Annotated in this window: 9 protein-coding genes and 1 pseudogene; 4 read left to right on the top strand and 6 right to left on the bottom strand. The window is 64.1% G+C overall.

Translation table 11 applies throughout. From position 1 onward, the window contains the following. From AC1DYD_RS34900 to AC1DYD_RS34890, 3 genes and pseudogenes are all read right to left on the bottom strand, one after another. A pseudogene (locus AC1DYD_RS34900) lies at positions 1-252 on the bottom strand (hypothetical protein); the annotation flags it as partial. A gap of 223 nt (positions 253-475) precedes the next feature. Next, positions 476-1099, bottom strand: a complete 624-nt coding sequence (locus tag AC1DYD_RS34895) for a tyrosine-type recombinase/integrase (RefSeq protein WP_478177308.1) — start codon at positions 1097-1099, stop codon at positions 476-478. Between the two features lie 205 nt (positions 1100-1304). Continuing rightward, positions 1305-1817, bottom strand: a complete 513-nt coding sequence (locus AC1DYD_RS34890; protein WP_478177307.1) for a nuclear transport factor 2 family protein — start codon at positions 1815-1817, stop codon at positions 1305-1307. A 380-nt stretch (positions 1818-2197) separates the two neighbouring features. On the opposite strand from AC1DYD_RS34890, the gene AC1DYD_RS34885 reads away from it, so the two are divergent. After that, on the top strand, positions 2198-3313 hold the full coding sequence (locus tag AC1DYD_RS34885) for an IS110 family RNA-guided transposase (RefSeq protein WP_478177306.1): 1116 nt from the start codon (positions 2198-2200) through the stop codon (positions 3311-3313). Positions 3314-3858: 545 nt separating this feature from the next. Beyond that, entirely contained in the window at positions 3859-4296 is a 438-nt protein-coding gene (locus AC1DYD_RS34880) for a hypothetical protein (protein WP_478177305.1), read from the top strand. 427 nt (positions 4297-4723) lie between these two features. On the opposite strand, the gene AC1DYD_RS34875 is transcribed toward AC1DYD_RS34880, so the two are convergent. From AC1DYD_RS34875 to AC1DYD_RS34865, 3 genes are all read right to left on the bottom strand, one after another. Then, the gene (locus tag AC1DYD_RS34875) at positions 4724-5092 is read right to left on the bottom strand and encodes a hypothetical protein (protein ID WP_478177304.1); all 369 of its coding nucleotides are present in this window, start codon (positions 5090-5092) and stop codon (positions 4724-4726) included. A gap of 28 nt (positions 5093-5120) precedes the next feature. Then, positions 5121-5654, bottom strand: a complete 534-nt coding sequence (locus AC1DYD_RS34870; RefSeq protein WP_478177303.1) for a hypothetical protein — start codon at positions 5652-5654, stop codon at positions 5121-5123. Between the two features lie 390 nt (positions 5655-6044). Beyond that, complete coding sequence (locus AC1DYD_RS34865) at positions 6045-6539, bottom strand: hypothetical protein (protein WP_478177302.1); 495 nt, start codon at positions 6537-6539, stop codon at positions 6045-6047. Between the two features lie 480 nt (positions 6540-7019). Here AC1DYD_RS34865 and AC1DYD_RS34860 point away from each other — a divergent pair, with 480 nt between their 5' ends. Next, the gene (locus AC1DYD_RS34860; protein ID WP_478177301.1) at positions 7020-7598 is read left to right on the top strand and encodes an amino acid synthesis family protein; all 579 of its coding nucleotides are present in this window, start codon (positions 7020-7022) and stop codon (positions 7596-7598) included. 14 nt (positions 7599-7612) lie between these two features. Then, positions 7613-9103 (top strand): nitrite/sulfite reductase, encoded by a 1491-nt coding sequence (locus AC1DYD_RS34855; protein WP_478177300.1) that lies wholly within the window; start codon positions 7613-7615, stop codon positions 9101-9103. Positions 9104-9106: the final 3 nt, after the last annotated feature.

Genomic DNA, 9106 nt, shown 5'->3' with positions numbered 1-9106 from the left:
GGGTAGCAGGGATCGCACGAGCGGCCAAGTATTGAACCGTTGAGGCTCGACGAGGCGAGCACCGGACCAGAGCAAGTCGTAGAAGCGGCGATTCTGGTCGAGAAGCTCGCTCGCGCTGCGCGTCTGCGAAGGCCTTGGCTGCATCGTTCCGCCAGTGTAGCAGTGGCCAAATGACGGCTCCACCCAACCCGGCAGCTTCGCTTCATCCCCCGATGTCGCCCGAATGCCCGGCCGCTGTGCCGAACGCAACATGGCACTCTTGGTTGCCTGTCAACAGGTGCGAACGACATCTTCCGGGCAGCCATTTCAGCGGTCCGTACGACCGGATTTGGGCCGGCACCGCCATTCCGAGGTGTGCCCAGAAAGCTGCCATTCGGCTGGGCCAAGGGCAGTCCTTAGGCAAGGCGGGCATATCGACCGATCGCTTCACCGAGTTCTGCGATCTGACGGCCTGCCCGATTGACCGCCGCCCGAATCAGATCTCAGTTTGCTCGGAGATCTCCAATGCGTCGTCCACCTCGATGCCAAGGTATCGCACCGTTGACTCCAGCTTGGCATGGCCTAGCAGCAACTGCACGGCGCGCAGGTTCTTTGTGCGGCGGTAAATCAACGTTGCCTTGGTTCGCCGCATCGAATGCGTGCCGTACTCAGCGGGATCAAGACCAAGTTCCTTGACCCAGCCCTCGAGAATTCGAGCGTACTGCTGTGTACCCAGATGTGGTGAGCCGTGGACGCGGCTTGGGAACAAGAAATCTTCGGACCTCAGCCCTGATTGCTTGATCCACTTCTGCACCGCTTCGCGCGTCACCGGCGTGATCTCGAACTGCACAGGACGCTGCGTCTTGTTTTGCATCACTACGGCGCGAGTTGCCACTTGGTCGCCGTGGCAGACGTCCCGAACCCTAAGACTGACGAGGTCGCAGCACCGCAGCTTGCTGTCGATTCCCAGATTGAACAAGGCAAGCTCGCGCACTCGGCCTTCCATTTGGAGGCGCACTCGGAGCGCCCAGATGTCCTTGATCCTGAACGGAGCCTTCTGACCGACGATCTTGCCCTTGTTCCACGGCTCGCGAGAAGGGGCGTTGAGATTGGATGCCATGATGGACTCCCATCAAGTTGAGGGCCATCCAGGATGCGCGTGCGGGATCGAAGAATTCGTCTCGGACGACAACGGGCTGCCATGATGGGCATCAGACCGCTTTGTGGATCAGCTGCGAACTCGCAATCCCGGCCAGGAGCCGACATTCACCGACGAGGCCCAATTCGCAGCCAGTAGCCGACCTTCGGGGGGCTGTGTCCCCTCGCTAGTCGATGCCGTCATTTTTCATTTCATCGAGCGCCCAGCCTTTGTGCGAAGTGAAGAAGATCAATTTCCACTTGCCGCCCTCGAAGCGCCAGCGACTGAAGCTTGGGTCACTCACGTCTTCACGCTTGTACTTGCCATCGGTCTTGGGCGGAATCAGGCCGATCTGGCGCAAAACTACGCTGGCCGTACCGTCGGGCATCATTCGGACGCGCTTCGCCTCCCACTTGAGGTCGGTGTTCTTCACGTCGTACTCGAAGGCGGTTTTCACCGCGTTCTTGCCCTTCATGCGTCCGTAGTAGTCGAGCGCCTGTGTGAACCAAACATCCTCGGTCATCATTGCTAAACACGCATTCACGTCGTGCTTGTTCCAAGCTGTCTCGAACTGAGCAATGGTGTCGCGCAAGGCCGCTTCGGTTCCGACCGCCGGTGCCTTCTTCCCTTGCGCGCTCGCGCCGCGGCCAAGCAACATCACAACGGGTGGCAATCCCATCAAGAGTGTTCGTCGGTACATGGCGGCACCTCCCGCAGCGAGCTTGCTCGTCGCCGAGGGCAATGTCAATTTTCTGAGTTCGGGCCTAGCGTCAGGTAATGGCGCCAAGGTTGGCTCGTCGGAGAGACCTCCGCAACCGCTCGGCGCCGAGTGACGAACCACGATCTTGCGTCAAAAGGGCTCCTACGTTGCCGTGTCGAGACCAGTATCGAGGCTTCGCAAAATGTCAGCTCTCTCGGTTCGCGACCGACCGCTTCGGGCCCAAATGTCCGAGGGTGCGACAGGCTACAGTCGCCAGGAACGGACATCCAGCGAGCGCGCCGAGAGATGCTATGTAGGACTACCCGAGTCACCCCCGTTTAGCTACAACGGGATTTCCAACCTCTAGACAGGAGACGGAAATGACGACCCAGACAGTCCTACCAGGCAAGGATACGGCGAAGACCGGCGAGCTGTACATCAGCTTCGAGTTGGGCGACAAGAAGTGGAAGGTGACGGCCAGCGATGGCTGCCGCGGGCCGAGCCGCTACAACGTGGAGGCAGGCGACACGACGGCGGTCGCCGATTGCATCCGCAAGGCGGCGGACCGCTGCAAGCTCGAGCCGCAGTGCAAGGCGCATTCCTGCTACGAGGCGGGGCGCGACGGCTGGTGGTTGCACCGCTGGCTGGTTCAGCAAGGCGTCGACAACATCGTGGTCGACGCCGCCAGCATCGAGGTGAACCGACGCGCCAGGCGAGCCAAGACCGACCGCCTCGACGGCGACAAGCTGCTGGCGATGCTGCTGCGTCACCACGGTGGCGAGCGCGTCTGGTCAGTGCTGCGCGAACCGACGCCAGAGGACGAAGATGCGCGCCGCACGCATCGCGAGCTCGCCCGGCTGACCACGGAGCGCACGGCACACATGAACCGCATTGGTTCTTTGCTCGTGCTGCACAACCTGCGCCCGAACGTCGTCATCGGCGGGCGCGATTGGGCAAGCTGGTGGGAGCGTCATCACGAGGAAGTGCCGCCTGTGTTGCGTGCCGAAATCGAGCGCGAGAGCGCGCGGCTTTCGCTGGTCAAACAGCAGGTCAAGGCGCTGGAGGCTGAGCGGCGCCTGGAAGTGGAGACCGGCAAGCAGCCGCTGGTGGCGCACCTGACTCAGCTACGGGCCATCGGTCTCAAGACGGCCTGGGTGCTGGACAAGGAGCTCTTCGGCTGGAGGCGCTTCGCCAACCGGCGCGAACTCGCCGGCTGCCTGGGTCTGGTGCCCACGCCGTATGACAGCGGCGGCAGCAAGATAGAGCAAGGCATCAGCAAGGCGGGCAACAAGCGAGCGCGGGCATTGCTGGTCGAGCTCGCCTGGGGCTGGCTGCGCTTGCAGCCCGACAGCGCGTTGACGCAGTGGTTCAACCGCCGCTTCGCTGGCGGTGGCAAGCGGATGCGGCGCGTGGGCATCGTGGCACTCGCTCGGCGCCTGGCCATCGCGTTGTGGCGGTATCTCGAGCACGGCGAAATACCAGCCGGGGCGCACTGAAACAACGCGAGCGATTCGGACTGCCGCACGGATTGGCGAGGAGCACATTTGATGGTCAAAGGTCGACGCGCCCGGAAAGTCCGCGGGTCACAGCACAGTGACCGTCCAAAGAGAAGGGGCGCGTCGGTAACTGGGGTTTGCCAGTGCGCTTTGCGCGCATGCTGCATGGGGTGCTGGGTGTTCACACCCGCACGGATAGAAGCTCGTCCGAGCACTGGCTCGAACGCTCGTCATGCCCCGACCTGGACCCAGACGCGTTTCTCCAGACAACCCCGACAGTCACTGACTACGACGAAGAGAGGCCGCCATGAAATACCACCCACCGAGAAGATGACCGTCAACGCTTGACAAACGAGTCCTCATAGAAGCGGTCTTTCATCTCAAAGGAGCCGACTGGTCCAACCTTTGTGCCACAACCTCGCTGCGAATGGACCGCCTTCGTCGCCGTCGCAGCGCCGTGGACCGTTTGGGCACCCAATCTTGACCTCGGCAGGGCGCATCGAGGATCATCACGAGAGCAATTTTCAACGCGCGCCCCTGTGTAGATGCAGCACTTCATATTCAACTTGGCTGACGGCGACCGGGAGCGGGCCAAGTCGTTCTTGCACGCGAAGAGGTGGGTGGTCAGCCGCGACGAGCGCCATCGCGATGCCCTGGCTGCCGGCGATCTCGTGCTGGTCTTCGTCGCGCTCACACGCGAGTTCGTCGGTCGCGCCGAGCTCAAGACCACGTTCCTCGATCCAATGCCCTCTGATCCCGCCCCCTCCGGTCCAGCGGTGAGCGGGGTGTTGCTTGGCGACGTCGAGGATTGGACGAGCGGCGTGCCGTTAGACGTCGCTGTGCAGCGGATTGATCCGGAGGGGTCAAACCCATACGTCCAGGCGAACGCGGCCGGATTCCGCGCAGGCGTGGTGCAGATTACCGTTAAGGAGTACGACATCGTGATTTCGCTGCGCGACAGGGCGCGAGGCGTCGCCGAGTAATCTGCCGCAACTCCAAACCCGCCCGCCGGGCAATGTAAGGGTCGTCGGACACATGCCCTCAGGACGGCGTGGATTGCCGCATTGCCGCGTGCGCACGCATGAGTCCGACAACCCTTAACAGCAGCGTGTGTACCAAGCCGCGCCCCGAGGCCGACTTTCACCGCCTGCGCCCGGCCGGCCAAGTCAGCTTGCGGTGGTCGTGGTGGAAACCCGGTCCCGGCTGCGGATTCAACCGGACCTTCAGGCCGGTCCTTCAGTTTTCGCATCCACCCGACTCTATGGCCTCTGAAGATTCAACTTGACGCAAACATCCTTTTCGAAGTCGGTCGGTCGTATGTGGCCCGTCAGTCTTTCCGAGGTCCGCTCGACGCGGAGTTTTTCGCCGGCAGGCGCTACGAACCTCGGCACGTCGTCGAGGCCCTGGCCCCTAACTCGCAATGAGGACGCGGACAAGAGCGGCGAGGAGCCCTGCAGCAACGGATGTGGCGACGGTCGTCGTTATCAGGTCGGGCGTCCCTTCGTCCACGGTTTGCCGCGTCGGCGTAGCGCTGGCGCTGGTTTGCGCCACCGCTTCAAAGGCGGGGCTGAACGGGCTATAGAGTGCCCCGCCGAGACTCACCGCGCCGGACTCGTCGCGCTCGACGTCCTTACCAGTTGGCTCCTCGATCAAGTCCACCTTGAAGGAGGACGCCTTCTCGGCTTCGGCCGCCAACAGCAGTTCACCTGGGAGCGCCGACAGCGCCGCCAGGCAAAAGCCTGCCAACGCCCGGCGCGTTCCACGCTTTTTTTTCGACACGGTGCACTTCGGATTGCCGAGAGCGCCGCTACTGATTGCTGCCAGTCGCCTTGTGCGCCTGATGATTGCCGAAGACTAACGGGGTGGCCGTATCGCATTTGAGCGCGGGAGTCGTCGACCCCGCCAAGGTGATAATGACCAGGGCAGTGTCTTTGGTGCCAGGCTCTCCGCCGTCGGTGAACGTGAATGTTATCGACGCAGGCTGACCATTGAAGGTGCCGGTGCCCGCTCCATCGAAGGTGTCGAAGGGCGCATCTGGAGGTTGTTGGATCGCCTCAGTGTCGGTGCACAGGGCCTTCGTCAACGTGGTTAGATGGAAATTGTCGCCACCGGAGAAATTGATTTCCAGATTGTTTGGCTCTGCCGGGCTGGGCTGCTCGTCGGTTTTGCAATGCAACTCGAACCCGTGCGTCACCCTCTGCTGCCCGGTAGCGAGTTCACTGCAGAAAAAGCTTCCACCACCCGTCATTCGACCTTGCTCGTGCGCCCATGCAGCGCCCATCATCGTCGCCGCCGCTGCCGCGGCAGAGCAAAGCACAGCCTTTCCGCAAAGTTTGTTCATGATCGTCCCCCTGCCCCGCCACGGGCGGTGATACCAGGGCCAAAGCCCCCCAAAGTTCAGGAGGTTGAACAAACAGGCGCAAAGGCCCATTGGGCGTAAATGTTGTACGCCTCAAAGAGCCCATTTTCCATATCACGAATGGCGTATCGTTGTTGAGTTGCGCGGCGCTCAGAAACACTTCCATGCCCGCCGCGAAAGCCTCCGCGCCCACGATCCCGGCACCGATGCTGCTGGACATGCGCCCGCTGGCCTTCGATGCGCCGGGCTTCGTGCGGGAAATTTGACGGCTACCGACTGCTGGCCGCGTTCGGCTCGGGCGTGCCCGTCGCCCTCCGCACCAAGACCGGGGCTGACGCAACGAAGTGGTTCCCGGAGGTAGTTGCTGGGCTCTCAACCGTCAAGGGCGGGCCGTACGTCACCGATGGCGAGGTTTGCGTGCTGGACGCGGCGATCGGGGATCCGTTCAGTGATTCGCGCGGAGCCCAGCTCGAGCACGCGGTCACCTGGCAGGCGCCAGACGCCGGACTGGCTGTTGTAGCCCTTGCGCGTGCCCAGAATCTTGGTCATGCGCTCTTCAATGCCCACCAGCTGCACGGCCTCGCGGCGAAAGAGGATGCTGTGCTCCTGGGTGGTGAGCGATACGCCCATCAGCAGGTCAGTCTTGCCGCCACCAGCTGCGCCGCCGTAAAAGACGATGTCAGCCTCGGAGAGGTAGGCCGCGAGCTGGGGACCATCGTGCGGAACCCAGATCGGCGCATCGCCAGCCATGAGGATGTTGTCGAGCTCGGCGCGCGCCTCGGGAGCCATGTGCTGAATCAGCTCCAGCATGTCCGCAGTGGTGGCCGCTGCCGTCTCGGCGAAGTTAGTCGCGGCGTGCTGCTGCACCGCTGCACCAACCCTAGTTGGCCGCCTCTTGTCGACTACGTACCCATTCCTTCTTGAATTCATGGCAGCCCTCGAGCAATGATGCAGAACGGCCCAGATGGCGAGCGCGATCTGGAGCCGGCCCAGATGATCACCCAAGAGAACGAAGGAAAGTATGAATCCTCCTTGTTGTCGATCAGGGCCAATGCCTCTGCTCGTATGAGGCGGAGGGCGCGTCAGCCGCCGACATTCGGTAGTGCGAAGCCAAACGGGGCAGTTTTCTTGGCGACCCTATTCGCACCTGCAGTGCGACGCGCCCACGAGAGCACTGAAATTTTCGCTGCGTTCCTGCATGACCTGACTGGCCTCGCAACCCCATAGCCAAGCTGATCCGCTCTCTGCCCCGGCCACTGATGCTGTTCGGCGGGACTCCGCGCGCCTAAGCTTGGCTGCACGCCAATTCGCGACGCACGTGGCGCGTGCGCTTCCAGGTTCCAACCCATGCCATCGATCGACATCCGCAAACGCAACCTCAGCATGGAGATGATCTTTCATGAAGGCGGAACGCCCGTCAGCCGCCCGGTGCTGGTGGCCACCGCCTGCGCGGTGGTCCGCAACCCGTACGCGGGACGCTTCGAGCCCGATCTGCTGGACTTCATGGAGGCGCTGAAGCCGCTCGGCACCAGCCTCGCCGAAGAACTCGTGAGCACGCTCGGCAAGGCGCGCGTCGAAGCCTACGGCAAAGCCGCCATCGTCGGCGTGAACGGCGAGACCGAGCACGGCGCGGTCTGGCACGAGGCCGGCGGCTGGGCGATGCGCGAAGCGCTCGGCCACTCGAAGGCGATCGTGCCTTCGGTCAAGGCGGTGGCGAACGCGGGCTACCGGCTCATGGTTCCGCTGCATCACATTCGCGCGGCCTATGTGCGCAGCCATTTCTCCTCGGTGGAAGTGGGCATGCAGGATGCGCCGCGCCCGGACGAGATCCTCTTTGCCCTGGCGATGTCGACCGGCGGCAGGGTGCACGCGCGCGTGGGCGGGCTGCGTGCCGATCGGATCGCGGTCGACGATGGCCAGCGCTAGCAGGAGCCGCCGCCGTGTACGTGCCTGACGAAGCCGACCGGCGGCTCGCCGAGGAACGGGTCACGCAGTTCGCCGAGCAGACGCGTCGCTTCCTCGCCGGACAGTTGAGCGCGGAAGAATTTCGGGCACTGCGGCTGCAGAACGGCCTCCACATCCAGCGCCACGCACCGATGCTCCGGGTGGCGATCCCCCACGGGATGCTCGACACCGCGCAGCTTCGCATGCTGGCGCATGTGGCGCGACGCTGGGACCGCGGCTACGGCCACTTCAGCACGCGACAGCGCATCGAGTTCCAGTGGCCGCGGCTGGAGGATGTACCGGCCATCCTCGCGGAACTCTCGACGGTCCGGATGCATGCGGTCCAGGCCACCGGCAACGGCAGGCCCCATACGGCCACGGATCCATTCGCGGGCATCGGGCCCGCCGAGGTGGTCGATCCCCTGGTGTGGTGCGAGCTGATCCGGCAATGGTCCCTGCGGCATCCCGAGTTCGACTTCCTGCCGCGACAGTTCAGGATCGCGGTCAGCGGCGCGCGCACCGATCGGGCCGCTGCCGACCCCTGCGACATCGGCCTGCAGGCGCTCGAACGCGAAGGACAGGCGGGATTCAGCGTGCGGGTCGGCGGCGGCATCGGGCGCACGCCGCTCGTCGGCATGCTGATCCACCCGTTCGTGCCGTGGCCGCACCTGCTGACCTATCTCGATGCCACGCTGCGGGTGTACGAGCTTCACCGCCGCCAGGACAGCAAGTACAGGGCACGCATCAGGGCCCTCGTCAGGGACCTCACGCCGGTGGTCTTCGCGGACCAGGTCGACCAGGCATGGCGTCGCACCAGGAAGGGTCCCGACACCCTCGAGGAGGCGCACGTCGAAGCGATCGCCGCGCGCTTCACCTGGCCGCCCTACGACCCGCGCGCCGCCGACGCCGATGACGGGAGCGCGTCCCTCGCTTCGAGCCACGCCGGCTTCGCGCGCTGGCTGCGGGACAAGGTGCACGGCCATCGGGTGCCGGGCTATGCCGCGGTCAGCCTGTCTTTCAGGAAGGCCGGCGTGCCGCCTGGCGACATCGGCGCCGACCCGATGGATGCGGTGGCCGATCTCGCGGATCGCCACGGCTTCGGCGAATTGCGCGTCTCCCGGGAACAGGCGCTGATCCTGCCCGACGTGCGGCGCGACCATCTCCTGCCGCTGTGGCGCGAGCTCGACGTCCTGGGGCTGGCGACACCGGCCGCGGGCTTGCCGGCGAAGGTCATGCCAATCCCGGGGGGCGACCCGTGTGCGCTTGCCGATGCCGTCCAGCAGCGCCTCGAAGACCTGGACCATCTGTTCGACATCGGCGACATCGACCTCGACATCTGCAGGTGCATCGTGCGGGACCTGAGCCCGGACGCGATCGAACGGCTCGTCGACACGTACCTGGCACTCCGCGACAGCGAGGCGGAGCGCTTCATCGACGTGGCGGATCGCCTCGGAATCGACGCATTCAGGCAGGCCGTCCGGATTTAGACG

Source organism: Variovorax sp. P4_B11, from assembly GCF_056402355.1.
Note: the sequence above shows the minus strand (reverse complement) of the source record. Positions and strands in the feature narration are given on the sequence as shown.

What these genes read in the sequence shown, in the direction of transcription:
- AC1DYD_RS34895 (WP_478177308.1), bottom strand. Translation starts at nt 1,099, where the DNA reads ATGGCATCCAATCTCAACGCCCCTTCTCGCGAGCCGTGGAACAAGGGC.
- AC1DYD_RS34890 (WP_478177307.1), bottom strand. Translation starts at nt 1,817, where the DNA reads ATGTACCGACGAACACTCTTGATGGGATTGCCACCCGTTGTGATGTTG.
- AC1DYD_RS34885 (WP_478177306.1), top strand. Translation starts at nt 2,198, where the DNA reads ATGACGACCCAGACAGTCCTACCAGGCAAGGATACGGCGAAGACCGGC.
- AC1DYD_RS34880 (WP_478177305.1), top strand. Translation starts at nt 3,859, where the DNA reads ATGCAGCACTTCATATTCAACTTGGCTGACGGCGACCGGGAGCGGGCC.
- AC1DYD_RS34870 (WP_478177303.1), bottom strand. Translation starts at nt 5,654, where the DNA reads ATGAACAAACTTTGCGGAAAGGCTGTGCTTTGCTCTGCCGCGGCAGCG.
- AC1DYD_RS34860 (WP_478177301.1), top strand. Translation starts at nt 7,020, where the DNA reads ATGCCATCGATCGACATCCGCAAACGCAACCTCAGCATGGAGATGATC.